The sequence below is a fragment of the Nocardia sp. X0981 genome (assembly GCF_977089955.1).
Genome location: NZ_OZ372435.1, coordinates 1,826,432 through 1,850,079, shown reverse-complemented (window position 1 = coordinate 1,850,079; position 23,648 = coordinate 1,826,432). Strand labels below are relative to the sequence as shown.

Genomic DNA, 23,648 nt, shown 5'->3' with positions numbered 1-23,648 from the left:
AAACCTACGGAGAAGATGATGATCAGCGAGGAACAGCAGGAGCTGGTGTCGGCGGTCCGCGGACTGCTGGCCAAACGGGATGCCCGCACGGGTATCCGCGCGGCCATGGACACCGACCTGGGATACGACACCCGGCTGTGGGCCCAGCTGTGTGAACAGGTCGGGGTGGCCGCACTGGCGATTCCCGAGGAGTACGGCGGTTTCGGCGCCGGGCTCGTGGAATCGCTGCTGGTGGTCGGTGAGCTCGGCCGCACACTGGCCGATGTGCCGATGCTCGGCTCCGCGGTCCTGGGCGCGCAGGCGGTGCTGCTGTCGGGTGACACCGATGCCTGCGCCCGGCTGCTGCCCGCGGTGGCCGAGGGCAGCAGCACCCTCGCGCTCTGCTGGGCCGCGGCGCGGGGCTGGGACGAGTTCGGTGTGCGGGCCGAGGGGGAAACGCTGCACGGCACGGCCCATTACGTACTCCACGGCACCAGCGCCGACGTCCTGATCGTGGTGACGGAGGCCGGGCTGTTCGAGGTGGATCCGTCCGCCGCCGGAGTCGAGCGCCGGCGGGCGGCGCCCATGGACCCCTCCCGCGCGCTTTCCGAGATCACCTTCGCCGCCACTCCGGCCCGGCGGCTCGGCGAGTCCGAACCCGGCCCGATCATCGAACGCCTGCGCCGGATCGCCTGGGCGGCGCTGGCGGCCGAACAGGTCGGCGCGGCCGAATACTGCCTGGAGGCAACGGTCGAGTACACCAAGTCGCGGGTGCAGTTCGGCCGGGTGATCGGCAGCTTCCAGGCGCTCAAGCACCGGATGGCCGATATGTACGTACTGGCCGAATCCGCTAAATCCGCGGCCTTGGTCGCGGCCTTCGCCGTGGCCGAGGAAGCTCCGTCTGCCGCCGAGGACGTCTGGGTCGCCCGCCACCAGTGCTCCGAGGCGTATTCGGCCATCGCCGCGGAAACCATTCAATTGCACGGCGGTATCGCCATCACCTGGGAACACGACGCGCACCTCTACTTCAAACGCGCCCACGGCGACGCCCAGCTCTTCGGCACCCCGAAGCGGCCGGCGCGTACCGCCTGAGGCTCCATACGAAAAAGGATTGCGCGCCACGGCGGCGGCGTGCCAGAGTTACCGGGCAACAGCGAGTCGTGAGGAGGTGGAGAACGTGACGGTCGAACGGATTGTCACCGCGCGGCAGACCGGATCGGTCGGTGCCGCCGCATCGTTCTCCCCCTCGAACTCACCTCGCTGAACCCGGTCGGGTTCGGCGCCCGACGAAGGATTCTTCCCACCATGGTCGATTTCGACCTGCTCGTCCCGTACGGCTGGACCGAAGCCGTAGCCGCGCACTACCTCCCGCTCCCGGATCCGGAATGGGTTCCGGCGCGTATCGTGCGGATGGATCGCGGCGAATGCGATGTCGTAACTCCCACCGGTCCCGCGCGGGCCGTCTGTCCGCGTTCGGATTCCGAGATCAGTGGCCTGTGCACCGGCGACTGGGTGTGCCTGGACAACCGGTCTCATGTCCGCGCCCTGCTGCCCCGCCGGTCGGCGGTCGCCCGGTCGGCGGCGTCGGGGCGTTCGGAAGGCCAGATCCTGGCCGCCAATGTCGATACGGTGCTGATCTGCGCCCCGGCCGACGGCGATGTGGACCTCGGACGGATCGAACGCCTGCTCGCCCTGGCCTGGGAGAGCGGCGCGCAGCCGGTCGTCGTCCTCACCAAGGCCGACGCCGCGCCGCAGCTGCCGCTGGAGGAGGTCCGCGCGGTCGCGCCCGGGGCCACCGTCCTGGCGGTGAGCGCCGAGACCGGGGCCGGTCTCGAGGTGCTCACCGCGGTGCTGGACGGCACCGTGGCGCTGCTCGGGCCGTCCGGCGCCGGCAAGTCCACCCTGGCGAACACGCTGCTGGGCGCGGATATCTTCGCCACGAACGCGGTACGCGCCACCGACCGGAAGGGCCGGCACACCACTGTGCACCGGGAGCTGCGACCGCTGCCCGGCGGCGGCACTCTCATCGATACCCCCGGGCTCCGGGGCGTCGGTGTCCGGGATGCCGCCGAGGGGATCGGCAAAACCTTCAGCGATATCGCGGAACTCGCGGCCCAGTGCCGTTTCGACGACTGCGCGCACGAAGCCGAGCCGGGCTGCGCTGTCCGCGAGGCGGTCGAGGCGGGTGTGATCACCGCACGCCGGCTGGACAACTATCGCAAACTCGCCCGGGAGAACGCCTGGATGGAGGCCCGGACGGACAAGCGGCTGCGCGCCGAACGCGAACGGGCGTGGCGCGGTATCCGCAAAGAACAGCGCCGGATGTACCGGGAACGCGGCTCCCGCCGCTGACGAAGGCTCAGCCGGAGCCCGCTGAAAGTGTTCGTGCGACGGCAGCCGTCGAGCTGCCGTCGCGCGAGCGGAGCAGGCTCATTCCGGTGTATCGAAGTCGACGGCAATCGCCGTATTCGTCTCTTCCGAATCCCAATCGGCTCCAAGGGTCGATGCACCGCGCAGGGAACCCCGCCCGCTACGTTCGGCGCGCCTGACCGATGGCACAACCTCGGCCACAGCATGCCCGGCCCGGCTGCTCACCGTTTCCTCGCCCCGCTCCACGCATTCGACGGTACGTGACAGGTTCGTCTTCGCTTCGGGTATATCGAACTGCTCCGCCGTGTCCCATTGCGAACGTCTGCTCAGTCGAGACGTCGGCCCACTCCCGGGACTGCGCCCGGAACCGGCCGCATTCATCCGCGAGGTCGGCGTCCGCCTACTTCGGCACGTCGAGAACGCCCTCGTCCACGGCCCATTTGATGGTCTTCTGCAACCGGTCGCAGGTATCCGGCCGGCCGGGTCCGTGCCCCTTGGCCTCGAGCTCGGCGAAGACCGGGCAGGCGGCGGCCGGGTTCTCGGTCCACTGCACCGAGGTCTGGCGCGCACTGCTCTTGCGCACCAGTACCTCGGTGTGGCAGGCCTGGCACCGCAGCGGTGTCAGGCCTTCCTCCAGATACCGTTCCCGGTCCACCGCCGTCTGGGCCCGCACCGCGTCCCGCCGCGCGGGCTGGTCGGCGAAGTCGGGTGCTTTCGCCCAGCTCGGCATATCAGACTCCCGCCTCCGCCTGGTCGGCGTCCGCCGCGGCGGCCTCTTCTTCGCGTTTACGCCGCAGGTTCTCCTCGACCTCGGCCTCCCATGCCTCGTTGGCCTTGGTCGTATCGACCTCGAACTCGAAGCGCTGGGTCATTTTCTCGGTCACCTCGGCGACGTCGACGTAGAACTGCTCGTACCAGCGCCGCAGCTGATAGACCGGGCCGTCCTCCTCGCACAGCAGCGGATTCTCGACCTTGGACTTGTGCTTCCAGATCTCCACGTCCTGCAGGAAACCGTCACCGAAGAAATCGGCCATGGTCCGGGCGAGGTTCTGGGCGGTCTCGTCGTCGAGCCCCTTGGGCTTTTCGACCGTCAGCCCCCACTGCAGCATGAACGAATCCTGCGTCACCGGGTAGTGGCAGTTGATCAGGTTGACCTTGATCTCGTAGCCGCCGTAGCTGTTGATCAGCGGGTTGATCATGTAGGAGGGGCCGAAATAGGATGCCTCCGATTTCAGCAGCTGCTCACCGGCGTATTTGGCGGCCATTCCCACATCGGGGCGGCCCTTCGTCTCCAGGAACTGGGTGGCCACATGGCCTTCGAAGACGTTCTTGAAGTAGGTGGGGAAGGCGTAGTGGATGTAGAAGAAGTGGGCCATGTCCACCACGTTGTCGATGATCTCGCGGCAGTTCGCGCCCTCGATCAACAGGTTGTTCCAGGTCCACTCGGTCCAGCCGCTGTCGAGTTCTTCCACCGGGTTGCCGTCGGTATCGGTGTAGGGGCCCTCGATATACGGGATGGTCACCTCGGGCGGCGGTTCGTTGCCCTCGTGGTCGTGCCAGACGAAGAACTGGCCGTTGCGTTCGAGCGTGGTCCAGCGGCGGGTCCGGGCCAGGGGCGGCACCCGCCGGGCGTAGGGGATGGATGTGCATTTGCCGTTCGCGCCCCAGCGCCAGTCGTGGAAGGGGCAGGCGATATCGTCGCCCTTGATCTCGCCCATGCTCAGGTCGCCGCCCATATGGCGGCAGTAGGCGTCGAGTACGTGCAACTCGCCGGCGCTGTCGGCCCAGATCACCAGTTTGGTGCCGAACGCCTGGACCGAATGCGGTTTGCCGTCCCGGAAGTTCTGCGCCAGACCCAGGCAATGCCATCCGCGCGCGTACCGGGTGGGGGTCGAACCGACGTCGAGCTCCCGCACCTTCGCACCTCCGCCTGCCGGGGATACTGCCATCGCGATTCCTCCTCATGCGTTACTAGAACACGTTACAAAACTGGCGCCCGGATCGCCAGCGAATCGCGCCACATCCAGCACATGTCCCATACGGGTGTCCTATGAGCACCGGTTCTCGACATGAACAAGAACGTGTTCTAGTCTCAGAAGTAAAATCTGCGTCGAGCAGATGACTACCGGTGACCAACAGACCAGGCAGGAGCAGGGCCGGAGATGACGCGAGAAGTGACGATGCGGGTCGAAGCGCTATTGCCCACGCTGCGCGCTCGCGCGCAGGAAGCCGAGGATCTTCGGCAGATTCCCGAGGAAACCATCAAGGACCTGCAGGAAGCCGGATTCTTCCGGCTGCTGCAGCCCGAGCAGTGGGGTGGGCACGCCGCCGATCCGGTCGTCTTCTACGACACCGTGCGCAAAATCGCCAGCGCCTGCGGTTCCACCGGCTGGGTGGCCGGCATCATCGGCGTGCACAACTGGCACCTGGCGCTGTTCGACCAGCAGGCCCAGGAAGAGGTGTGGGGCGAGAACACCGATGTACGGATCTCCTCCTCCTACGCCCCCATGGGCGCCGGCACCGTGGTCGAGGACGGCTACCGGGTGAGTGGTTCGTGGGCCTGGTCGTCCGGCTCCGGACACGCCGACTGGACCTTCGTCGGCGGGCCGGTGATCAAGAACGGCAAACCGGTGGATTTCGGCAGCTTCCTCATCCCGCGTTCGGAATACCGGATCGACGATGTCTGGAATGTGGTCGGCCTACGCGGGACCGGCTCGAACACGATCGTGGTCGAAGACGTTTTCGTGCCCCGGCACCGGTTCCTCAGCTACAAGACCATGAACGATCTGAAATCCCCCGGCCTCGAGCGCAATACCGCCCCGGTCTACAAGATGCCGTGGGGCACCATCCACCCCACCACCATCTCCGCGCCGATCGTCGGCATGGCCTACGGTGCCTACGAGGCCCACGTGGAGCACCAGGGCAAGCGGGTCCGCGCGGCCTACGCCGGCGAGAACACCAAGGACGATCCGTTCGCGAAGGTGCGGATCGCCGAGGCGGCCAGTGATATCGACGCCGCGTGGCGGCAGCTGTCGGGCAATGTCGCCGAGGAGTACGCGCTGCTGCTCGAAGGTAAGGAGATCCCGTTCGACCTGCGGGTGCGCGCCCGGCGCGACCAGGTGCGCGCGACCGGCCGCGCGATCGCCTCCATCGACAAACTGTTCGAGAGCTCCGGCGCCACCGCCCTCGCCAACGGCACCCCGCTGCAGCGTTTCTGGCGCGACGCCCACGCCGGCCGGGTACACGCCTCCAACGATCCCGAACGCGCCTACGTCATGTACGGCACCCACGAGTTCGGGCTGCCGGTCGCCGACGGGATGGTGTGAGATGACCTCCACCGCCGAACTCACCTACGAATCCACCTCCCGATTCGCGCAGGTACGCCCGGATCTGAAGCTGCACTACCACGAGGCCGGGGCCGGTAACGGCCCCGTCATCGTGCTGCTGCACGGCGGCGGGCCCGGCGCTTCCTCGTGGTCCAATTTCTCCCGCAATATCCCCGTCCTGGCTCGTGACTTCCATGTGATCGCCGTGGACCAGCCCGGGTACGGGCGGTCCGACAAGCCCACCGAGCACCCGCAGTACTTCGTGCACAGCGCTTCGGCACTGAAGGACCTGCTGGACACCCTCGAGATCACCGAGCGCGTCCATCTGCTCGGCAACTCGCTCGGTGGCGGCGCCGCGGTGCGTTTCGCGCTCGACTATCCCGACCGCGCCGGCAAACTGATCCTCATGGGCCCGGGCGGGCTCAGCACCAACCTGTTCGCACCCGACCCCACCGAGGGCGTCAAACTGCTCGGCAAGTTCAATGCCGAGCCCACCCGGGAGAATCTCGAGGCGTTTCTGCGGATCATGGTGTTCGACCAGTCCCTGGTCACCGCGGAGCTGATCGAGGAGCGCTTCGCCTCCGCGAGCACTCCCGAGGCGCTGGCCGCCACCCGCGCCATGGGCAAATCGTTCGCCAGCGCCGATTTCGAGAAGGGCATGCTCTGGCGCGACGCATACAAGCTGCGCCAGCCGGTACTGCTGATCTGGGGCCGGGAGGACAGGGTGAACCCGCTGGACGGCGCGCTGGTGGCGCTCAAGAACATTCCACGCGCGCAACTGCACGTGTTCGGCGGCTGCGGGCACTGGGCCCAGCTGGAGAAGTTCGCGGAGTTCAACCGGCTGGCCACCGACTTCCTGAACGGGGTGAAGTGATGGGTATCCGATCACTGGGCTATCTGCGTATCGAGGCCACCGATATGGCGGCCTGGCGGGAATACGGGCTGAAGGTCCTGGGCATGGTCGAGGGCAAGGGCTCCGTCCCGGACGCGCTCTATCTGCGGATGGACGAGTTCCCCGCCCGGTTGGTGATCGTTCCCGGAGAAAAGGACCGGCTCCAGGTCTCCGGCTGGGAAACCGCGAACGCGGCGGAACTCCAGGACATCCGGGACCGCTTGGACGCCGCCGGGGTCGCCTACAAGGAGGGCACGGCCGAACAGCTGGCCGACCGGCGCGTGTACGAGCTCATCACCTTCGAGGACCCGTCCGGCAATGTCCTCGAGGCGTTCCACGGGGTCGCGCTGGAACATCGGCGGGTGGTCAGCCCGTACGGGCATCGGTTCGTCACCGAGGAGCAGGGCCTGGGTCACGTGGTACTCACCACCGACGACGACAACGCCTCGCTCCGGTTCTACCGCGATGTGCTCGGCTTCCGCCTGCGTGACTCCATGAAGCTGCCGCCGCAGGCGGTCGGGCGGCCCGCCGACGGCGAACCGGCCTGGCTGCGGTTCTTCGGCTGCAACCCGCGCCACCACTCGCTGGCCTTCCTGCCGCTGCCCAACCCCACCGGCATCGTGCACCTGATGCTGGAGGTGGGCAACGCCGACGATGTGGGCCTGTGCCTGGACCGCGCGCTGCGCAAGAACGTGAAGATGTCGGCCACCCTGGGCCGGCACGTGAACGACAAGATGCTGTCGTTCTACATGAAGACCCCCGGCGGATTCGATGTCGAATTCGGTTGCGAGGGTTTGGAAGTCGACGACCACAGCTGGATCGCCCGGGAGTCCACGGCGGTGAGCCTGTGGGGGCACGATTTCAGCGTGGGTTTCAAGTGATCTCCGGCCGTGCCCGGTGCGATACTCGCGTCGGGCACGGCCGATACCGGTGATCCGGGCGGCGGGAGGGCGGTCCGGGCGGCTACCCGAGCAGACGAGGACGGTATGAACGTGACGGCATCAGCGGACCCGGCGGACGGCGCGGACGCGGCGGCTGAGCAGCCCGCCATCGACCCCCGGCAGTTCCGCAATATCCTCGGCCAGTTCTGCACCGGTATCACGATCATCACCACCTTCACCAGCGAGAACGACCCGATCGGTTTCGCGTGCCAATCCTTCGCCGCCCTCTCCCTGGACCCGCCGCTGGTGCTGTTCTGCCCGACGAAGGGCTCCCGCTCCTGGGCCGCCATCGAGGCCAACGGCCGCTTCTGCGTGAACGTCCTGGCCGAGGAGCAGCAGGCCGTGTGCGCGAAATTCGGTTCCCGGGAGCCGGACAAGTTCGCCGGAACGGATTGGCACACTTCCGAGCTCGGCCTGCCCCGGCTCGACAATTCGCTGGCCACCATCGAATGCGGGGTGGACAACGTGGTCGACGGCGGCGACCACTTCATCGTGATCGGCCGCGTCCAGGCCATGGCCGAAACCACCGCGACCGGAAACGGCCGCCCCCTGCTGTTCTACCGCGGCCAGTACACCGCCATCGAACCGGAGAAAACCACCCCGGCCCCCTGGCGCGCCGATCTGGACCACTTCCTCACCACCACGACCCTGGACACCTGGCTCTAGTCCTCCGCGAGCAGAGCGTTGAAAATCTCGATCTCCTTCTTACTCAGAGCCGATTCATCGAGCGTACGAACGTTCCCGGGCATCGGGCATTCGCTGAGGGGGTGCTCCTCCTCGTGTGGGCAGAGCATTTCGCTGATCGAGGCCGCCAGACCGTCGGCTTGCTCCTCGGTACCCCGGAAAGTCACCCGCACCTGCCAGATCGAGCGCTCGCTGCTCATCTATGTCCTCCTTACCACTTGGAAGTCTTGCGGTTCGTCACGTCGCGCTTGTACCGGTCCTTGGAATCTTCCCGTTCGCGTCCCCGACAGCGTCCGCTTCCGAGCTTCCCGTACCGGTCGAAAACAGACGCACAGCGTATTCATGACGAAGTGCGGGGATTCGACTGGTTCCCCACCCCCGATGAATGCTGGGACCGCGCCGCAGAGGTACAGAGCCTACTGGTGGAACGTGGCAATTGGCGCGCGCTCTCCGTTGCCGACTTGATCATCGCGGCCGTAGCCGAGCGCAACCATGCCACCGTTCTGCACTACGACGGCGACTACGACATGATCGCCGCGGTCACGGGACAGCCCACCAAGTGGGTCGTCCCCGCCGGAACCGCTGATTGAACGCGGACCCGGGCCCTATTTCCGGGAGCCCGCCAGCTCTTCCACGATCCGTTCCAGGCCCATGCCCGCCCGGCCGTCGGCGATCTGACGGTCGATGAGGTTCTTGATCGGGCCCACGATATCCAGGGCCACTCCCGCGTCGCGGCTGGCGCGGACGATCGCGTCGAAGGCCGGTTTGTGGAACTTCGCGGGCTGGGCGTCGTCGGTGTAGTCGCCGCTGTCGATCACCGCCGCGTAGGCCGGGAGCAGTTCCGCCATGGCGGTGACGTACGCCGCCGCCCGGGGCGCGAACTCGGTGGCGGTGACACCGGCCGAACGCACCATGGCGGCCCCGTGGAAGAAGCCGGTGAACATCGCGTACATACCGGCCAGCAGCGCGAAATCGTAGAGCGCGGCGGTGCCGGCGTCATCGCCGAAATAGTCCGCGGCGGCGAGTTTTTCCAGATCGGCCCGGAAGCGTTCGAAGACCGGTTCCGAACCGCTGTAGAGGATGGAGGCGCCCGGCCCCCCGATCATCGGCGGCACCGCCATGATGCCGCCGTCGAGGAAGTCGATACCGTGTCCGGCCGCCCACCGGGCGAGTTCCCGGGACTCCTCCGGGGCGGTGCTGGTGAGATTGATCAGCGCCTTACCGCGCAGCCGGCCGGCCACGGGATCGAGGACCTCGTGCACCGAGGCGTGATCGCCCAGCACCGCGATGGTCACCTCGGCGGCGTCGATCGCCGAGGCGGCGTCGGGGCTGCTCGTGGCTCCCAGGCCCACGACTTCGGTGTCCTTCCCCGGGGTCCGGTTCCACACGGTCGTGGGGTTGCCGCTTTTCACCAGTGCGGCGGCGATGGCCCGGCCCATCGGTCCGAGACCGAGCACGGTCACGGCTGTCTGCTCGTTCGCGGTCATATCTGCCGACTCCTTGCTGAGGCGAATGGTCATGTGCTCGGCGCGCCGTGACCAACGATGGCCACCAATGGACGTCGGGGCAAGTACCTACTATTCGGTGGGGTACCTACCAGCAGGTGTGTGAACAGGTGGTGAGGCCGAGATGGGTGCAAAAAGATTCGGGCCGTATTTCTGCGGGATCGACGCCGCCATGGATGTGATCAGCGGCAAATGGAAGGGACTGATCCTCTGGGAGCTGGACAACTACGGTGTGCGCCGGTTCGGCGAGCTGCGCCGTGGGCTGCCGGGCATCTCGGAGAAGATGCTGATCCAGCAGTTACGGGAGCTCGAGGAGGACGGCCTGATCGACCGGAAGTCCTACCCGGAGATCCCGCCCCGGGTGGAGTACCGCCTCACCGAGCTGGGCCGCACCCTCAATACCGCGCTCGAACCGCTCGGCGCGTGGGGGCGGGACCGCATCGAACGGATCGGCGCGGCACGGGTACAACCGGCGCCCGATACAGCGACAGCCGGAATCTCACTGGCGGACACCTTCACCATGACCGAGGACATCGACTTCGAGCCCGTACGGCCCACGGATTCGATCCGGGAAGTCGAGCTGTGAGGCTCCTGCTGGATCTCGAGCGCCGGGCCGGCCGGGCTCAGCCCCGCGTCGCCGCAAAGGGCGCTCCGGCCCGTTCGATCACCTCGTCGAGGACATCGCGGGAGCGCAGCAGGTCGGCGATCATCCGGTTGATGCGATCGCGCTCCACCTCCAGTTCGGCCACCAGGTCGGGGGTCGCCGATTCGGCGGCTCCTCCGTCGGTATCGCGCATGCACGGCAGTATCCGGGCGATCTTCTTGCTGCACAGTCCGGCGGCGAAAAGCTCTTGGATATGGATGACCCGGTCCACCGCCTGCTCCGGGTAGTCACGATGCCCACCCGGTGTGCGCTCGGCGGTCAGCAGCCGCTGCTCCTCGTAGTAGCGCAGCGATCGCTCACTGACCCCGGTCCGCCGCGCCAACTCCCCGATCCGCATTCCCACCTCGCAATTCCGCTCCGGACTTGAACCTCACATCGGTGTCAGGTCTTACCGTCCGGACATGACAACCACGACAACCGGTGATCTATTCGCTCCCGCCCGCATCGGCCGTCTCGACCTGCCGCATCGCCTGGTGATGGCGCCGCTGACGCGCAACCGCGCCGAAGCCGACGGCACGCCGTCGGAATTGATGGCGACCTACTATGCCCAACGAGCCGGGGCCGGGCTGATCATCGCCGAGGCGGCCACCCCGAATCAGGTGGGCCAGACCTACGCCCATATCCCCGGTATCCACCGCCCCGAGCACATCGCCGGCTGGCGCCGCGTCACCGAGGCGGTACGGGAGGCGGGAGGTCATATGTTCCTGCAGCTACAGCACGGTGGCCGGGTCGGTCATCCCGACAACAGTGGCCTGGTACCGGTGGCGCCGTCACCGATCCCGCTGCCCGATACCGTGCACACCCCTTCGGGACATCAGGAGGCCGTTGTCCCGCGCGAACTCACCGTCGACGAAATACGTTCCACTATCCAGGATTTCGTCGCCGCCGCCCGCAATGCCATGTCCGCCGGTTTCGCGGGGGTGGAGATCCACAGCGCCAACGGCTATCTACTGCACCAGTTCCTGGCCCGCAACACCAACCGCCGCACCGACGCCTACGGCGGCCCGGTCGAGCACCGCATCCGTTTCACAGTCGAGGTCGTCGAGGCGGTGGTAGCGGCGATCGGCGCCGAGCGGGTGGGTGTGCGCATCTCCCCCGCGAATACCGTCAACGGCATCGAGGAAGGTGATACCGCCGAGATCTATCCCGCGCTCGTCACCGCACTCGCCGCCCACGGCCCGGCTTATCTGCACATCGTTCGCGCCGATCCGGACGATCCGCTGTTCACCCGGATCCGGGATATCTGGCCCGGCACTCTCATCGCCAATCCCGCGACAGCGGGCGACGCCCGTACGGCCGACGCGGTGGAACGAGCGGCCCGGCGCCTGCTCGATGCCGGAGCCGACGTCATCGCCCTGGGCCGGGCCTTTCTCGCCAACCCGGACCTGGTGCACCGTCTGCGTATCGGCGCGCCCCTCAACGAGATACGTGACGCGCATCTGATGTATGTGGGCGGTCCGGAAGGCTACACCGACTACCCGACCCTCGCGGAGGCCACCACCTGATTCCCGGACCCGCCTACCGTGTTCCGGATGCGCTGCGGTGGATCCGGGACGCGCGTTCGCAATAAGCTATCGCTTCGTCCGCCCGTACAGGTCACCGAGGCCGATGAGCAGGACATCAGAATCTTGCGCGGCTCTCGCCCGGAGCGCGTCACTGAATCCGGTGCCGCTGAAACAGGCGAGGCGGCATCCGGAAACGTCGAGCCCCGCACCCGCCAGCAGTCGGCGCGCCCGGTCCAGTCGTTCCAGGTGGTTCATCCCCATGGTCACTCCCCATTTCGCTTCTCCGAGCAGCGATACCGCGGCCTTCCGTCCACCGGAACCCGGCTGGGTCACCACCACATCGATCTGGATCCGGCTGCGGTTGGCCGGATCCAGCACCGCTCCGGAGCCGATATCCCCGAGCGCGGCATCGGGGCCGAGCAGTTCGATGCCGTCGCCGAGCATGAATTGCCGGCAGATCGTCTCGAAATGAGGCCCGGCGACCTGCGCCGCGAATCGTTCTTTCGAACGTGCCCACACTTGCCGGGCCTGACCACTTTCCAGTCGTGCCCACGCCGGGCGCATGATGGCCTCGTAGAAGGTGATCAACGGCTCGGCGATGCGGTAGACCGATTTGCCGGCCCGGAAAACATCCGGCTCCCGGACCAGTAGGTGGCAATCTTCGAGCACGGTGAGCGGATGAGAGATATCCACGGATTTACGGCCGATATACCCTGCGATCCCACCGCGCGTATTGTTTCCCTGGGCCACGGCGGCCAGGACGGAATGGTAGAGCGCGGTGTCCCGGATCTCGGCCTCTTCCGCCAGCAGATAACGTGCTTCCCGGAACAGCGGACTGAGCGGAGACAGGACCGTCCGGCAGACCCACGGATCGAAGTCGTCCGGCGAGGCAGGGATATCGTCGGCCAGGAATTGCCGGCGATACGCGGGGGTTCCGCCCAAGACCGCGTGCAGCCGTACCGCCAGTGCCGGATCCTGCGCCACCTCCCAGAAGTCGGCGGCCTCCCGGTACCCGAACGGCCGGACCACCAATTCCAACTGCGCCCGCCCCCGCAGCGGTGCGTTGCTTGCGAGCAGCCCGCCCATCACCGACATCGCGGATCCGCAGAGCAGCATCCGCGCACCGCTGGGTTCGTGCTGGTAGCGGTCTATTTCCCGTTGGATCAGGGAGGCCAGTTCGGGCACCGCCTTGACGAGGTACGGAAACTCGTCGATCACCATCAGTGTCGGTTCCTCGGCACGACTGCCCGCGCCGAGCCCGAACAGATAGGTAACGGCGTGGTCCCAACTGCCGAACGCGATCGGCGCTTTCTCCCCGGTGAACTCCGAGAGCGCGGCACCGAACTGCCGCAGCGATTCGGCTCCGGTCGCGGTCGTAGCACCGAAGTAGAACCCGCCGAGACGCTCGACGAGCGCTCGCAGCAGATACGTTTTTCCCATTCGCCGCCGGCCGCTGACGATACCGAGCTGTCCGGTCCGGGCCGGCCGGGTCGCGAAGGCGACCAGCCCCTCCCACTCCGGCACCCGGCCGAACAGATGCTCCGGTTTGGTAACCATCGAACACCCCTGTTCACGACTTAGGAGTACATTCCTAAGGACTGTACTCCTAAGGAAAATCCTAGCCGATCCCAGGAGCAGGCGAGCGCTCGATGCGCACTCCGGGGAAGACCCGTGACCCGCGCTGCCCCCGGGTGGGCGTCTCCTCTTCCGAATCCGGCGCGGGTCGGCGGCCGGCTCGCCACAAGACCGTGCTACGGATCGTCGAGCGGCCGGTACAGCGCGACCGTGAAGCCGACGAGCCCGGCCACCAAGAGCATCAGCGTCACATCCGCCCACATCAGGCTCTCCCTCGTTCGGGGTCCGCGACGCGCCACCGGTACCCCCGGGGATAGATCTGCACCGGCGTGATGAGCGCGGCGTTCTCGGTGATGAGGTGGCGGAGGCCCTCGGCGTGCTCGAAGCTCGGTACCACGACCGCCTCGGCCCCGACCTCGGCCGCATGCCGGACCAGCGCGTGGATGACGAGCTGAGGGACGGTATCCGTTTCGACCGTGTACACCAACCGGTAGGCGTGCCTTTCGGCGAGCTCGTGCAGGTCGACATCGCGCGCCGGGAAGTTCAGCCGGATCAACGCGATCGCCGGTGGCGGGGGGAGGCGGTCAGGCACGGCGTTCCTCGGTTACCTCCGCCCACCGCCGCATAACCCTCAACAGGTGCTCCAACTGAACGAGGGTCGTCGGAGGCGTCCAGACTTCCCCGTGCGGGATATCGGTTTCGCCCCTGGCTCTGGTCGGCAGCGCTGTCACACACATGATTTCCGCTCCTGGCACTCGATTTCGGTGAGCACCCGGCGCGCGGTCCGATGAGGGACTATGGTGTCGGTGCGCCCTTTACTCAATTGATTCGGATCACCAGCTCTCGGCCACTTCTGGCGTCGAACTGGTGTCTCCCAGGTGGCTCTGGGAGTGGACTGCACCGGGTGCCTCCTCAGTAGAGCTCTGCGGCAAGGGAATCGAGAAGCCGTATGCCGGTGAATCCAGGGGGAAATCCTGGATTTCCTGCAAAGACATTGCGGCGATGCGCTTTCCAGAATCAGGGCTCCACAGTGAGGGCTTCCATATTTCACGCATCCGATAAGCAAAGGTAACTACATGGCACACGGATCCACGCTCCCCCGCCGCGCACTGGGCCGCCAGCTGCGAAAACTCCGCGAGAGAGCGGGTTTCACACAGTCGGCGGCGGCCCGGGTGGCCGAGATATCGCCGCAGTCCTACGGCCGTCTCGAGGACGGGCGGCTGACGAAGGTCATGGACCTCGGACTCAACGCCCTGGCGAACGCCTACGCGGCCACGGATGAGGAGCGGCGACTGCTCCTCGACCTCGCCCGCGAGATCAGGGAGGCAAAAGCCTCGGGTAGCGGATGGTGGAGGGCTTACGCGGACGCCATGGTCTCCGGGTTCGACCACTATCTCGCACTCGAGGAGGCAGCGAGCTGGGTGACCTCCTGGCAATCCACGGTGATTCCCGGTGTACTGCAAACCCGCGACTATCGGCAGGCCCTCACCTGGGCAACAAACCCGGATTGGTCGCCGGAGGAGGTCAATCGAACGCTGGACCTCGCACAGCGACGGCAAGAGTTGTTGGACCGGCCGGATTTCCGTTTCGAGGCACTACTGAGCGAGGCGGTACTTCGATACACCGTTGGCAGCCCGACCGTCATGGCCGAGCAGGTGAAACACCTACTGAAGTGGTGCGATGCACCGAGCGTCGAGGTCCGGATCGTGCCCAATACCGAGACCAGACCCGTTGGCTTGATGTCTCGCTCTTTCGTACTGTTCAGCTTTCCCTTGCTGCCTACTTCCAAGCTTCAGGAGCCCGCAGTGGCCTTCATGGAGGGTTTCACCGGCGACCTGTACATAGAGCGCGACCTCGAAGTCGCCAGATACGCTAGCGAGGCGGAGCGTATCCGGCACGTAGCGTTGTCCCCGTCGGCATCCCAGGATCTGATGCTGCGGATTACGAAGGAGTAGGTAATGACCGACCTGACTCGGGCCGAATGGTTCAAGAGCAGCCGTAGCCAAGGGGGGAGCGACTGTGTCGAGGCTGCCCACCTGGGTAACGGCCTCGTCGGTGTGCGGGACTCCAAGAACCCCACCGGCCCGGCCCTGATCTTCACTCCCGGCGAATGGGACGCCTTCCTGACCCGCGCCAAAGACGGCGGGTTCGATCGCCCCTGACCGCGAAAGGAACCCCGCTTCGTCTCCCGTGCGAAGGCGGGGTTCTTTTCCGCGCGGCTTCGTCGTCTCCGGCAGGCATGAGAGCCGTGTGACGCCGGAGTCCGCATCGAAGGCGGCCCGCGACTATGTCCGGGCGAAGGCATACCCGGCGGGCATGTGGCGGATTACAAGGGCACGGTGCCAATTAGGACGGTAACTGTCCTGATTCCGGGACACACTCGGATCATGAGCGAAACCGAATCGACTGCGGGGCAGCCGGGGCAGACCGATATCACCGACTACAACGATCCGAACGCACCGTGGAACCAGGATTGGGACCAGCAGGGCGGCATCGCCAACTGGAACGATGATGTGATCAAGGAGTTCCGGGAGAACTCGGGCAAGGTGGGCGGTGCCTACGCGGGCGGAGACCTCATCCTGCTCACCACCACGGGAGCCAAGAGCGGCAAGCGGCACACGACTCCGCTGGGGCCCCTGTACCGGGACGACATCATGTACGTGAGCTCGTTCATCGAGGACAAGTACCCGGCCTGGTGGTACAACATCAAGGCGAATCCGCAGGTCACTGTCGAACTCCGGGACAAAACCCACCAGGCGACCGGCAAGGTGCTCGAAGGCGTGGACTACGACGAGTTCGCGGCCTGGGTGCTGGCCCACAACCCCCTATTGGCGGACTTCCAGTCCAAGGTCGACCGGCCCATACCGCTGGTCGTGCTGACTCTCGACGGCGAGGGCTGAGCGCTCCCGGGGAACCTCCCGGCCACGGTGCGCCGAATGGTGGCATCGGGCCGCACAGCAGAACCGCAGCCGAGAGGGCCCGGTTTCGGTGCGATTGCCGCCGTTTCCGGGCCGCGCGAGCCGAAGGATGCTGCTACCGAGAAGTACCGGACACCCTGTCGGCGACGATCCGCCGGCCCGCTACGCTGCGGCCCGCGCGTCGGCCGGAGAAGATGCAGTCCGCCAGCGAAAGTCCGCTGACGTAGGAGTTCACGCAGAGACCGACGGCCGTCCGGCCCGCCGCGTAGAGACCCGGGATCTCGCCGCTGTCGGTGCTTTTCACCGCGCCGGTCTCCTCGTCGACCACCAGCCCGCCGACGGTGAACATGGGGCACGGGTTGGTGAGGCTGGGTTCGATCGAAACGTTCAGCAGCCAGTACGGGCCCGCCCCCACCGGGCGGACGTATTCGGCGGGTTTGCCCACCGGGTCGGGCGCACCCGTGGTGTAGGCACTGTTGTGCGCGGCCACCGTCTCCCGCAGCCCGCATGCGTCGATACCGGCCTTCGCGGCCACCTCGTCGAGGGTCCGCCCGCGTTTCGCCTTTCGGCGCATCACCTCGAACTGCATCCGCTGGAACCAGGCCGCCTGCGGGCCGATCTGGGAGATGGCGGTGCGCATCAGATCGTCGTCGGCCAGCAGCCAGCCGATACCGTCGTGCCGGTTGATCAGGGCGTCACCGACGGCGGCGCCGTAGCGGGTCTCGTCGATGACCCGCTGCCCTTTGCCGCCCACCAGCAGGGCTCCGGCGAGGGAGCTCGGTGGCAGCAGGAACCGCCATGCCGAGACATTGCCCATCCGGTCGGTGGCCGCGCCCACTTCGCGGCCCAGTTCAATACCGCTGCCGTCGTCGCCGGAGCTGCCCAGCGCCAGGCCGTTCTTGTAGGCCGGGGCGTAGGAGCGCAGCATCTCCCGGTTGGCGATGAAACCGCCCGCGGTCAGCACCACACCGCGCCGCGCGAGGACCCGGATCGTGGTGCCGTACCGGGCGTCGAGGCGGGCGAGCCGCTGCTCCAGGGCGCGGCGCAGCGGCGGATAGTAGATCCCGGGTTTCGCCGCGACCGCGGCCATGCGGGCATAGCGGGCCCGCACCCGGGAGGGGGCGGTACGCAGGGTGCGGCATTCGACGCCCACCACCGCGCCGGCGTCGTCGGTGATCAGAGCGGTGGCCGTGGTGAGCGTTTCCACCCGGACCCCTTTGCCGGCGGCCGAGCGGGCCAGCGGTTCGAACAGTTTCTTCCCGGAGGTGCCCCATCCCTTGACACGGTGGCCGCGCTGGGCGGGGGTGATATCGGCGAACGCGCCGGAGATCTCGCTACCGGAGTAGTAGAGGTAGTAGTCGTTGTTCGGGTAGGAGGTCTTGTACGGGCACAGCGATGCCTCGAACGGCACCCCGTGGCCGGTGAGCCAGTCGATCATGGCGGGGCTGCCGTCGACGAACCGGCGCAGGGTGGCCGGGGAGACCGCGTCGCCGACCTCACGCTCCAGATAGGCCAGCATCAGTTCGGGCGTGTCCTCGACCCCGCCTTCGCGCTGCACCCAGGTACCGCCGCCGGCGTAGATGATGCCGCCGGACAGGGCGGTCGCTCCACCGCCGGTGAAGCGATCCAGGACCAGTACCTGCGCTCCCTCCTCGGTGGCTTGCAGGGCCGCCGCCGCGCCCGCCGCTCCGTAACCGACGACGACCACGTCCGCGGTCAGGTCCCATTCCTGCGTCATACACCCAACTCCACCAGAAACTGAAACGAGTTTCGTTGCCCTGATCGGCACATATCAACTCTTCTGCCACACAACATAGACCAACGGCGGCATCATTCTATAACGTGTTCTACATGAACGATCGGGAATACGATGTGGTGGTGGTCGGCAGCGGCGCCGCCGGGATGACCGCCGCCCTCACCGCCGCGCACAACGGGCTGAGTGTGGTGATCCTCGAGAAGGCTCCGTACTACGGTGGATCGACCGCGCGCTCGGGTGGCGGGGTGTGGATCCCCGGTAACAAGGCACTGCGCGAATCGGGCGGCCCCGACGATCGCGAGGAAGCGCGCCGCTACCTGCACAGCATCATCGGCGACGTGGTGCCCGCCGAGCGAATCGACACCTATATCGACCGCGGCGCGGAGGCCCTCGATTTCGTCCTCGAGCACACCCCGTTGGAGATGACCTGGGTGAAGGGTTACTCCGACTACTACCCCGAAGCTCCCGGTGGCCGGGCCTCGGGCAGATCGTGTGAGCCGAAACCGTTCGACGCCATGACCCTGGGCGAGGAGCGGTTCAATATCCACCCGCCGTATTCCAAGGCGCCGCTGAACGTCGCCGTCACCCAGGCCGACTTCGTCCGGCTGAACCTGATCCGCCGCCATCCCAAAGGAATGCTGCGGGCCATGCGGGTGGGGGCGCGCACCTACTGGGCCAAGTTCACCCGCAAACACCTGATGGTGATGGGCCAGGCGGTGATCGCCGGCATGCGCAAGGGGCTGATGGACGCGAACGTCCCCCTGCTGCTGGACACCCCGATGACCAAACTCGTGCTGGAAGACGGCCGGGTCACCGGCGTCGAGGCCACGCACCAGGGCGAAACGGTCCGGTTCGTCGCCCGCCACGGCGTGGTGCTCGGCAGCGGCGGATTCGAGCACAATGCCGAGATGCGCGCCAAATATCAGCGCGAACCGATCACCACCGAATGGACCACCGGTGCCGCCACCAACACCGGTGACGGCATCGTCGCGGGGATGGACGCCGGTGCGGCCATCGGGTTCATGGAGGACGCCTGGTGGGGTCCGACCATCTTCAAAGGTGGCAAACCGTGGTTCGCCCTGTCCGAACGGAACCTGCCCGGCTCGATCATGATCAACCCGAAGGGTGAGCGGTTCGGTAACGAATCCGCCCCCTACGTGGAGGCCGTGCACACCATGTACGGCGGCGAGTACGGGCAGGGCGAGGGCCCCGGCGAGAACATCCCCACCTGGCTGGTGTTCGACCAGCGGTACCGGAACCGGTACATGTTCGCCAGCCTCCAGCCGGGCCTGAAATTCCCCGCCCGGTGGATGGAGAACGACCTGATCGTCAAGGCCCCCACCCTGGCGGAACTGGCCGAGAAGATCGGCGTGCCCGCCGATAACCTCGCCGCGACGGTAAAGCGGTTCAACTCGTTTGCCGAAACCGGCAAGGACGAGGACTACGGCCGCGGCGACAGCCGGTACGACCGGTACTACGGCGACCCCACCGTCAAACCCAATCCCTGCCTCGCCGCCCTCGTGCAGGGCCCGTTCTACGCGGCCAAGATGGTGCCCGGCGATCTCGGCACCAAGGGCGGGCTGGTAGCCGATACCGCCGCCCGGGTACTGCGCGAGGACGGCACACCGATCGAGGGCCTGTACGCCTCCGGCAACTGCTCCACCCCCGTGATGGGACACACCTACGCCGGCCCCGGCGCCACCATCGGCCCGGCCATCGCGTTCGGTTATCTCGCCGTCCACGACATCATCGACCGCAAGAAGGCCGGGTCCGCGGCGTCACCGGCCGAAGCCTGAGCCGATCGAGGAGACAGTATGCCCATCGATCCGAAAATCGCGCTGGGAGCCGAACTCCCGAGCAAGGAATTCTCCTGGACCGCCTCCGACGTCCAGCTCTACCACCTGGGCATCGGTGCGGGCGGCCGCTGGACCGACCCCGCCGAGTTGCGTTACCTCCACGACCGGGAACCGCAGGTACTGCCCACCTTCGCCACCGTGGCACACACCCTCCGCGATACCGACCCGCCGAAGGTGAAATTCCCCGGCGTCGATATCGACCTGGCCAAGGTGGTGCACGGTTCCCAGGAGATCCAGGTGCACCGCCCGCTGCCCGCCGCGGGCAAGGCGACCCGCACCGGCCGGATCAGCGAACTCTGGGACAAGGGCGCGAACGCGGTGATCGTGCAGGAATTCACCGTCACCGGATCCGACGGGGAACCGCTGTGGACCGAACGGTCCTCGATCTTCGCTCGCGGGGAAGGCGGTTTCGGCGGCGAACGCGGCCCCAGCGGCAAAGCCGGACTTCCCGACCGGGAACCGGATTTCGACGTCACCACGGCGACACTGCCGCAGCAGGCGCTGCTCTATCGCCTCTGCGGCGACCGCAATCCGCTGCACTCCGACCCGGAATTCGCCGCGGGCGCGGGATTCCCGGCGCCGATCCTGCACGGCCTGTGCACCTACGGGATCATCTGCAAGACCGCCACCGATACGGTGCTGGACTCGGCCGCCGCCCGGGTGACCGGATTCCGGGCACGATTCGCCGGAGTGCTGTTCCCCGGGGAGACGCTGCGGTCGCGGATCTGGCGGGAACCGGGGCAGCTGATCATCAGCGCCACCGCCGTCGAACGGGACGGAGCACCGGTACTGGGCGACGTGGTACTCACCTGCACCGACTGACCCGTCCGGTGCGGGGCCGCCGCTTCCATGGATGCGGCGGCCCCGCACCGGCCGAGCGATATCGCCTATCCGATCCGCAGCTCTCGGATCAACGGTGAACGTCGCCGGTTCCGACGTTCGGCCCGCAGGACCGGGCTTCGCGCATTACGTCCGCCGGTCAGAATGTGAACGAGTCTCCGTAGCCCGTCGTCTGCACGATACCGCCGGGCGAAGAAGCGTAGACGGTGATGAAGGGCATGGCGGACGCCGGTGAGAGGCACCCGTTGACATGCAGCGGGGTATTGCTGTGCGCGAAGGCGTACGGGAACGTCGATTGTTCGTCGAGCTCCGCCTCACCGATCGGCGCCGCCGTCACGGTGCCGGGCGCCAGCTCCACCACGAGCTCGCCCGTGAGCGCGCCTTCGACCCCGAAACCGCCGAATTCCGTCCCCTCTCCGGCACCGAGCGGCTCTTCCAGGGGCGGCACTTCTTCCAAAGGCGGTACTTCTTCCAAAGGCGGTACTTCCGGCACCTCCACGGGCGGTACTTCCGGCACTTCCACGGGCGGTATTTCTTCCAGGGGCGGCAACTCCACGGGCGGCAACTCCACAGGTGGCAGCTCCACGGGTGGCTTTTCCTTATCACCCCTCTTGCGACCGGGTGGCTCTTCCTTTTCGCCCCTCTTGGTAGTGGGTGGCTCTTCCTGACCGCCCCTCCTGCCTCCCGGCGGCACTTCCTCATCGCCCCTACCGGTACCGGGCGGCACTTCCTCATCGTCCCTCTTGATATCGGACAGCGCTCCCACACCGGACGGCGCTCCCGTCCCGACCCCGACACCGGGCGGTGCGGCGATGAACAAACCGGGATCGAGACCGAGGCCCTGGCCGAGCGAAGGCCCGAGCTCGGTGTTCAGACCGACGGTCGGCGCGATGGCGACCGCGATGCCGTTGGAAACATCGACAGCACAGCCGACCAGATACCCGGCGACGACTTTCCCGTTTCGTATCGGCGTGGCGGTCTCCAGGGTGACGGAAAAATCTCCGGAAGCCTTCGCCGCATGCGAAAACGGCACTCCGAGCGCTGTATCCTCGGCCGGCACGAAGTTACTGGAATTCACGGCCGCGATCATGCGCATCCCACCGGAGTTCACCTCCCCCGGCTCCGCGGTCGCAGGGTATACAGCACCGGTGGCCACCGATATCACCGTGGCAGTCGCGGCCAAAGCATAGGGAAGCTTGCGGTTCATAGTGCTCCAGTCGAGTCATCAACTAGCCCGGACTTCACAGACGAACTCACACACCGACCGCCGCCACGAATCGCGGGGCGGCCGAAAACCTATCGGCCGAAGCAATTCGGCAATACCGTTTCGTACCGCGCCGGCGGTACGCCGAGAAACCGGCGGGCACTACCCGCCGGTTATTAAACCACTTCGGCGGCCGTCCGGCGGGCGTCGTGTCGCCGCATGTCAGTCCGTGCACGCCGGGCGAATCGACTACCAATACCGCAATTCCACCCGTGAAGGTGAGCAGGGGGACCCACATCCCGTCGTCAAAATACTCACCATCGACCTCGGCAGTCATCGAAGGCTGTCGACAAGAAGATGGGGACTGCCCCCGGTTTGGTTGACTCCTGACCTGTGAGGATCGCTCCTCGCTGGAAGGATGTCCCTCATGCCGAAGCCATATCCCGAAGAGTTCCGCCGTGACATCGTCGCGGTCGCCCGTAAGGGCGAGATCTCGTTGACCCAGATCGCGAAGGACTTCGGAATATCGCAGAGCTGTGTGAAGAACTGGCTCAAGCAAGCCGATATCGACGACGGCCACCGGCCCGGCGCCACCCGTGACGAGTCGGCCGAGCTGCGCGAAGCGCGTAAACGGATCCGTCAGTTGGAACAAGAAGCCGAGGTCATGCGCCGCGCGGTCGCCTATTTCTCGCGTGACGTCAACCCAAAATGAGTTACCCGCTGGTCCTCGACCTGGCCGCTGACGGTATCCCCGTCGCGGTGACCTGCCGGGTACTCGGCTTCTCCACCCAAGCGTTCTATAAATGGAAACGATGCCCTGTCTCGCAACGCGATTGGGACGACGCCCATCTGATCAACGCCGCTCTCGACATCCATGCCGACGACCCGGCTTTCGGCTACCGATTCATCGCCGACGAGCTGCCTGCCCGCGGTATCCGTGCGGGCGAGAACAGGGTCCACCGGTTGTGTTCAGCCCAGCGGATCTGGAGTGTGTTCGCCAAGAAACGCGGCCTGAACCGCAAGGCCGGCCCGCCGGTCCACGACGACCTCGTCGGACGCCACTTCACTGCCGCCGTTCCGGACGCGGTGTGGTTGACAGACATCACCGAGCACTGCACCGGTGAAGGAAAACTGTATTTATGCGCTGTCAAGGACGTGTTCTCCAACCGGATCGTCGGGTATTCGATCGATTCGCGGATGAAGGCGTCGTTGGCGGTGTCGGCACTGAACCATGCCGTCACTCTCCGAGCGCCTACCGCGACGATCGTCCACTCCGACAGGGGCAGTCAATTTCGCTCTCGGAAGTTCGTGAACGCATTGTCGAGCAATGGATTACGAGGTTCGATGGGCAGAGTCGGGGCGTGTGGTGACAACGCTGCTATGGAGTCGTTCTTCGCGTTGCTGCAGAAGAATGTTCTCGACCGGGAGCGGTGGGCGACCCGCGACGAGCTCCGGATGGCGATCGTGGTCTGGATCGAGAAGACCTACCACCGCACCCGTCGGCAACGCCGACTCGGCCGCCTCACCCCGATCGAGTTTGAGACAATAAACCGGCCCGCACTCGCGGCCTGAAAGACCAAACCCGCGAGTCAACCAAACTCACAGCAGTCCCATGCGTCCGCCGCCGAGGGAA

At 66.5% G+C, this 23,648-nt stretch carries 23 protein-coding genes and 1 pseudogene; 15 read left to right on the top strand and 9 right to left on the bottom strand.

Annotated features, from left to right (window positions below; translation table 11 throughout):
- Window positions 1–18 precede the first annotated feature (18 nt).
- Window positions 19–1,071: an acyl-CoA dehydrogenase family protein gene (locus tag ACYR7D_RS08190; protein ID WP_459550083.1), complete on the top strand. Its 1,053-nt coding sequence runs from the start codon at window positions 19–21 to the stop codon at window positions 1,069–1,071.
- 213 nt (window positions 1,072–1,284) lie between these two features.
- Window positions 1,285–2,331, top strand: a complete 1,047-nt coding sequence (gene rsgA / locus ACYR7D_RS08185) for a ribosome small subunit-dependent GTPase A (protein ID WP_459549009.1) — start codon at window positions 1,285–1,287, stop codon at window positions 2,329–2,331.
- A 418-nt stretch (window positions 2,332–2,749) separates the two neighbouring features.
- On the opposite strand, the gene ACYR7D_RS08180 is transcribed toward rsgA, so the two are convergent.
- Both ACYR7D_RS08180 and ACYR7D_RS08175 read right to left on the bottom strand, forming a co-directional pair.
- Window positions 2,750–3,079, bottom strand: coding sequence for a hypothetical protein (locus ACYR7D_RS08180; RefSeq protein ID WP_459549008.1), 330 nt, complete (start codon window positions 3,077–3,079; stop codon window positions 2,750–2,752).
- 1 nt (window position 3,080) lies between these two features.
- Window positions 3,081–4,298: a Rieske 2Fe-2S domain-containing protein gene (locus tag ACYR7D_RS08175; RefSeq protein WP_459549007.1), complete on the bottom strand. Its 1,218-nt coding sequence runs from the start codon at window positions 4,296–4,298 to the stop codon at window positions 3,081–3,083.
- Between the two features lie 213 nt (window positions 4,299–4,511).
- Here ACYR7D_RS08175 and hsaA point away from each other — a divergent pair, with 213 nt between their 5' ends.
- The 4 genes from hsaA to hsaB all read left to right on the top strand — a co-directional run bounded on the left by hsaA (window position 4,512) and on the right by hsaB (window position 8,174).
- Window positions 4,512–5,675 carry a 3-hydroxy-9,10-secoandrosta-1,3,5(10)-triene-9,17-dione monooxygenase oxygenase subunit gene (hsaA, locus tag ACYR7D_RS08170; RefSeq protein ID WP_459549006.1) on the top strand — a complete coding sequence of 388 codons (1,164 nt, stop codon included), beginning with the start codon at window positions 4,512–4,514 and terminating at the stop codon, window positions 5,673–5,675.
- Window position 5,676: 1 nt separating this feature from the next.
- Window positions 5,677–6,549 carry a 4,5:9,10-diseco-3-hydroxy-5,9,17-trioxoandrosta-1(10),2-diene-4-oate hydrolase gene (hsaD, locus tag ACYR7D_RS08165; protein WP_459549005.1) on the top strand — a complete coding sequence of 291 codons (873 nt, stop codon included), beginning with the start codon at window positions 5,677–5,679 and terminating at the stop codon, window positions 6,547–6,549.
- Window positions 6,549–7,448, top strand: coding sequence for an iron-dependent extradiol dioxygenase HsaC (hsaC, locus tag ACYR7D_RS08160; RefSeq protein ID WP_459549004.1), 900 nt, complete (start codon window positions 6,549–6,551; stop codon window positions 7,446–7,448). The genes hsaD and hsaC overlap by 1 nt, the downstream gene beginning before the upstream one ends.
- 111 nt (window positions 7,449–7,559) lie before the next feature.
- Window positions 7,560–8,174: a 3-hydroxy-9,10-secoandrosta-1,3,5(10)-triene-9,17-dione monooxygenase reductase subunit gene (hsaB, locus tag ACYR7D_RS08155; RefSeq protein ID WP_459549003.1), complete on the top strand. Its 615-nt coding sequence runs from the start codon at window positions 7,560–7,562 to the stop codon at window positions 8,172–8,174.
- Here hsaB and ACYR7D_RS08150 read toward each other — a convergent pair.
- Entirely contained in the window at window positions 8,171–8,392 is a 222-nt protein-coding gene (locus ACYR7D_RS08150; RefSeq protein WP_459549002.1) for a hypothetical protein, read from the bottom strand. The genes hsaB and ACYR7D_RS08150 overlap by 4 nt on opposite strands.
- Window positions 8,393–8,542: 150 nt before the next feature.
- Here ACYR7D_RS08150 and ACYR7D_RS08145 point away from each other — a divergent pair, with 150 nt between their 5' ends.
- A complete protein-coding gene (locus tag ACYR7D_RS08145) occupies window positions 8,543–8,782 on the top strand; it encodes a PIN domain-containing protein (RefSeq protein ID WP_459549001.1) in 240 nt (79 codons plus the stop codon).
- Between the two features lie 15 nt (window positions 8,783–8,797).
- Here ACYR7D_RS08145 and ACYR7D_RS08140 read toward each other — a convergent pair whose 3' ends face one another.
- Entirely contained in the window at window positions 8,798–9,679 is an 882-nt protein-coding gene (locus ACYR7D_RS08140; protein ID WP_459549000.1) for an NAD(P)-dependent oxidoreductase, read from the bottom strand.
- A 142-nt stretch (window positions 9,680–9,821) separates the two neighbouring features.
- Between ACYR7D_RS08140 and ACYR7D_RS08135 the strand changes: the two are divergent.
- Window positions 9,822–10,160 (top strand): annotated as a pseudogene (locus ACYR7D_RS08135) (winged helix-turn-helix transcriptional regulator); the annotation flags it as partial.
- A 160-nt stretch (window positions 10,161–10,320) separates the two neighbouring features.
- On the opposite strand, the gene ACYR7D_RS08130 reads toward ACYR7D_RS08135, so the two are convergent.
- On the bottom strand, window positions 10,321–10,698 hold the full coding sequence (locus tag ACYR7D_RS08130) for a MerR family transcriptional regulator (protein ID WP_459550082.1): 378 nt from the start codon (window positions 10,696–10,698) through the stop codon (window positions 10,321–10,323).
- A 64-nt stretch (window positions 10,699–10,762) separates the two neighbouring features.
- Between ACYR7D_RS08130 and ACYR7D_RS08125 the strand changes: the two genes are divergently transcribed.
- Window positions 10,763–11,866 carry an alkene reductase gene (locus ACYR7D_RS08125; RefSeq protein WP_459548999.1) on the top strand — a complete coding sequence of 368 codons (1,104 nt, stop codon included), beginning with the start codon at window positions 10,763–10,765 and terminating at the stop codon, window positions 11,864–11,866.
- Window positions 11,867–11,932: 66 nt separating this feature from the next.
- On the opposite strand, the gene ACYR7D_RS08120 is transcribed toward ACYR7D_RS08125, so the two are convergent.
- Together ACYR7D_RS08120 and ACYR7D_RS08115 are read right to left on the bottom strand one after the other, a co-directional pair.
- Complete coding sequence (locus ACYR7D_RS08120; RefSeq protein WP_459548998.1) at window positions 11,933–13,423, bottom strand: AAA family ATPase; 1,491 nt, start codon at window positions 13,421–13,423, stop codon at window positions 11,933–11,935.
- 280 nt (window positions 13,424–13,703) lie between these two features.
- Window positions 13,704–14,033 (bottom strand): hypothetical protein, encoded by a 330-nt coding sequence (locus ACYR7D_RS08115; protein ID WP_459548997.1) that lies wholly within the window; start codon window positions 14,031–14,033, stop codon window positions 13,704–13,706.
- Window positions 14,034–14,517: 484 nt separating this feature from the next.
- On the opposite strand from ACYR7D_RS08115, the gene ACYR7D_RS08110 reads away from it, so the two are divergent.
- The 3 genes from ACYR7D_RS08110 (at window position 14,518) to ACYR7D_RS08100 (ending at window position 16,341) form a co-directional block, all read left to right on the top strand.
- Window positions 14,518–15,396, top strand: coding sequence for a helix-turn-helix domain-containing protein (locus ACYR7D_RS08110; protein ID WP_459548996.1), 879 nt, complete (start codon window positions 14,518–14,520; stop codon window positions 15,394–15,396).
- A 3-nt stretch (window positions 15,397–15,399) separates the two neighbouring features.
- Window positions 15,400–15,603 (top strand): DUF397 domain-containing protein, encoded by a 204-nt coding sequence (locus tag ACYR7D_RS08105; protein ID WP_459548995.1) that lies wholly within the window; start codon window positions 15,400–15,402, stop codon window positions 15,601–15,603.
- A gap of 225 nt (window positions 15,604–15,828) precedes the next feature.
- Window positions 15,829–16,341 (top strand): nitroreductase/quinone reductase family protein, encoded by a 513-nt coding sequence (locus tag ACYR7D_RS08100; protein ID WP_459548994.1) that lies wholly within the window; start codon window positions 15,829–15,831, stop codon window positions 16,339–16,341.
- A gap of 133 nt (window positions 16,342–16,474) precedes the next feature.
- Here ACYR7D_RS08100 and ACYR7D_RS08095 read toward each other — a convergent pair whose 3' ends face one another.
- Window positions 16,475–18,097, bottom strand: a complete 1,623-nt coding sequence (locus ACYR7D_RS08095; protein WP_459548993.1) for an FAD-binding protein — start codon at window positions 18,095–18,097, stop codon at window positions 16,475–16,477.
- A gap of 113 nt (window positions 18,098–18,210) precedes the next feature.
- Between ACYR7D_RS08095 and kstD the strand changes: the two genes are divergently transcribed.
- Window positions 18,211–19,911 carry a 3-oxosteroid 1-dehydrogenase gene (kstD, locus tag ACYR7D_RS08090; RefSeq protein WP_459548992.1) on the top strand — a complete coding sequence of 567 codons (1,701 nt, stop codon included), beginning with the start codon at window positions 18,211–18,213 and terminating at the stop codon, window positions 19,909–19,911.
- Window positions 19,912–19,929: 18 nt separating this feature from the next.
- On the top strand, window positions 19,930–20,793 hold the full coding sequence (locus tag ACYR7D_RS08085) for a MaoC/PaaZ C-terminal domain-containing protein (protein ID WP_459548991.1): 864 nt from the start codon (window positions 19,930–19,932) through the stop codon (window positions 20,791–20,793).
- Window positions 20,794–20,950: 157 nt separating this feature from the next.
- Here ACYR7D_RS08085 and ACYR7D_RS08080 read toward each other — a convergent pair whose 3' ends face one another.
- Entirely contained in the window at window positions 20,951–21,907 is a 957-nt protein-coding gene (locus tag ACYR7D_RS08080) for an MspA family porin (RefSeq protein ID WP_459548990.1), read from the bottom strand.
- Window positions 21,908–22,442: 535 nt separating this feature from the next.
- On the opposite strand from ACYR7D_RS08080, the gene ACYR7D_RS08075 reads away from it, so the two are divergent.
- Window positions 22,443–23,587, top strand: a protein-coding gene (locus ACYR7D_RS08075) for an IS3 family transposase (protein WP_459545742.1) whose coding sequence is annotated in 2 segments (ribosomal slippage) — window positions 22,443–22,722 and window positions 22,722–23,587 — 1,146 coding nt in all. Because the reading frame shifts where the segments join, the coding sequence is not laid out codon by codon here.
- Window positions 23,588–23,648 lie beyond the last annotated feature (61 nt).

What these genes read in the sequence shown, in the direction of transcription:
- ACYR7D_RS08140 (WP_459549000.1), bottom strand. Translation starts at nt 9,679, where the DNA reads ATGACCGCGAACGAGCAGACAGCCGTGACCGTGCTCGGTCTCGGACCG.
- hsaD (WP_459549005.1), top strand. Translation starts at nt 5,677, where the DNA reads ATGACCTCCACCGCCGAACTCACCTACGAATCCACCTCCCGATTCGCG.
- ACYR7D_RS08130 (WP_459550082.1), bottom strand. Translation starts at nt 10,698, where the DNA reads ATGCGGATCGGGGAGTTGGCGCGGCGGACCGGGGTCAGTGAGCGATCG.
- ACYR7D_RS08105 (WP_459548995.1), top strand. Translation starts at nt 15,400, where the DNA reads ATGACCGACCTGACTCGGGCCGAATGGTTCAAGAGCAGCCGTAGCCAA.
- ACYR7D_RS08095 (WP_459548993.1), bottom strand. Translation starts at nt 18,097, where the DNA reads ATGACGCAGGAATGGGACCTGACCGCGGACGTGGTCGTCGTCGGTTAC.
- ACYR7D_RS08100 (WP_459548994.1), top strand. Translation starts at nt 15,829, where the DNA reads ATGAGCGAAACCGAATCGACTGCGGGGCAGCCGGGGCAGACCGATATC.
- ACYR7D_RS08080 (WP_459548990.1), bottom strand. Translation starts at nt 21,907, where the DNA reads ATGCGCATGATCGCGGCCGTGAATTCCAGTAACTTCGTGCCGGCCGAG.
- ACYR7D_RS08120 (WP_459548998.1), bottom strand. Translation starts at nt 13,423, where the DNA reads ATGGTTACCAAACCGGAGCATCTGTTCGGCCGGGTGCCGGAGTGGGAG.
- ACYR7D_RS08150 (WP_459549002.1), bottom strand. Translation starts at nt 8,392, where the DNA reads ATGAGCAGCGAGCGCTCGATCTGGCAGGTGCGGGTGACTTTCCGGGGT.
- ACYR7D_RS08190 (WP_459550083.1), top strand. Translation starts at nt 19, where the DNA reads ATGATCAGCGAGGAACAGCAGGAGCTGGTGTCGGCGGTCCGCGGACTG.
- ACYR7D_RS08175 (WP_459549007.1), bottom strand. Translation starts at nt 4,298, where the DNA reads ATGGCAGTATCCCCGGCAGGCGGAGGTGCGAAGGTGCGGGAGCTCGAC.
- ACYR7D_RS08125 (WP_459548999.1), top strand. Translation starts at nt 10,763, where the DNA reads ATGACAACCACGACAACCGGTGATCTATTCGCTCCCGCCCGCATCGGC.
- rsgA (WP_459549009.1), top strand. Translation starts at nt 1,285, where the DNA reads ATGGTCGATTTCGACCTGCTCGTCCCGTACGGCTGGACCGAAGCCGTA.
- hsaC (WP_459549004.1), top strand. Translation starts at nt 6,549, where the DNA reads ATGGGTATCCGATCACTGGGCTATCTGCGTATCGAGGCCACCGATATG.
- ACYR7D_RS08180 (WP_459549008.1), bottom strand. Translation starts at nt 3,079, where the DNA reads ATGCCGAGCTGGGCGAAAGCACCCGACTTCGCCGACCAGCCCGCGCGG.
- ACYR7D_RS08085 (WP_459548991.1), top strand. Translation starts at nt 19,930, where the DNA reads ATGCCCATCGATCCGAAAATCGCGCTGGGAGCCGAACTCCCGAGCAAG.
- hsaA (WP_459549006.1), top strand. Translation starts at nt 4,512, where the DNA reads ATGACGCGAGAAGTGACGATGCGGGTCGAAGCGCTATTGCCCACGCTG.
- kstD (WP_459548992.1), top strand. Translation starts at nt 18,211, where the DNA reads ATGAACGATCGGGAATACGATGTGGTGGTGGTCGGCAGCGGCGCCGCC.
- ACYR7D_RS08110 (WP_459548996.1), top strand. Translation starts at nt 14,518, where the DNA reads ATGGCACACGGATCCACGCTCCCCCGCCGCGCACTGGGCCGCCAGCTG.